Source organism: Actinosynnema sp. NPDC023658 (assembly GCF_040639995.1).
Lineage (GTDB): Bacteria > Actinomycetota > Actinomycetes > Mycobacteriales > Pseudonocardiaceae > Actinosynnema.
Window position 1 is genome coordinate 1 of sequence record NZ_JBFAAX010001337.1, and the last position, 1,290, is coordinate 1,290.

Below are 1,290 nucleotides of genomic sequence, written 5' to 3' on the forward strand. Positions count from 1 at the left end.
GGGCCGCCTCGCACGACACCGACGGGGAGTCGTCCCGCCGGGAGTCCACGACGCCCGCCGCGCGGAGGTCGACGTCGTCGCCGCTGTCCGTGCGGTACTCGACGGTCAACCGGCCACCCGGCACCGGGACGACGGCGAGCACCGGCCCGCCGTCCGGCTCGCTCAGCGCGGTCAGCTCGACCGTCGCCCCGGGTCCGGTGTGGACGGTCGCGACGCCGGTGCCGCCAGCGTACCGGTGCTGGCTCGCGGCCGAGAGCCCGCACCGGCCCGCGCCCATCACGCAGTACGGGTCGTCGGGCGACCCGGACGGGCCGAGCGCCCGCCCGAAGCCGAGCAGGCGGCCGATCTGCCGGTGACGCGTCCACCGCGGCACGGTCTGGTCCAGCACGAGGTCACGGCCCCACACGCCGGTGTCCGCCGGTGGTTCGTGCACGAACGCGATCACGTGGTCGTACCCCTCGACCGTCACGCGATCACGCCGCGCCTGGCGCCGGCAGGCCGCGACGATCGCCGCCCGGTCCGACATCAGCTCCGCCTGGGAACCGCCCGCCAGCACGGACCACGGTCCGACGTCGAACGCCAGGGACACCAGGCCGGACGTCGCCCGCGACCAGAACCCGGCGGCGGAACCGAAGGCGTCGGCGAAGTGCCGGTCCGACCAGGGCCGCACCGGCGCGGCCCCGGACCACCCGGTCTCCCACACCGAGCGCAGCACCTTGACGCGCGTCGTCCCGGCGGCGCTGCCCTCCGGACGGGTCTGGGCCATGGTGGTCGTTCCCCCCTCGCGGACGGCGGCGTCCACCGAGCCTGACGACGTCCGAGAGGGGGTTGACGGGACCTGACGGAACTGGCCGGGCTTATCCGGGTGAATTCGCTTTACAGCACCGCGCGGGGGCGGGGAGCCTGGCTTCGGGAGGTCCGGGGTGGGAGCGCTGCCGAAGCCGAAGACCGAGGGTGCGGGGGCACCCGTGCGGGAGTTCTTCGAGGCCCTGCACCGGCTGCACCACCGCGCCGGCTGGCCGAGCTTGCGGGACATGGCGGGCGAGGTCGGGTGCAGCCACACCACGGTGTCGGTCGCGTTCGCCGGTCCCGCCGTGCCGAGGTGGGGCCTGGTCGAGCTGATCGTGGAGACGCTGCACGGTGACGTCGCGGAGTTCCACGAGCTGTGGCTGGCGGCCAGCTCCGCCGCCCTGCGACGGGACCCCGAGCCCGCCGGACCGCCCCGCACCACCGCGACCTCGCCGGCCGACCCGACCTCCGCCGCGCCGACCGACGCCGCGCAGACCGGCA

Annotated in this window: 2 protein-coding genes; one reads left to right on the plus strand and one right to left on the minus strand. The window is 75.8% G+C overall.

What is annotated here, in order from left to right:
• A partial coding sequence (locus AB0G02_RS40780) for a hypothetical protein (protein WP_360806075.1) occupies positions 1 to 766 on the minus strand: 766 nt, incomplete at its 3' end.
• Between the two features lie 157 nt (positions 767 to 923).
• Between AB0G02_RS40780 and AB0G02_RS40785 the strand changes: the two genes are divergently transcribed.
• The coding region (locus AB0G02_RS40785) for a hypothetical protein (protein ID WP_360806078.1) at positions 924 to 1,290 on the plus strand (367 nt) is incomplete at its 3' end.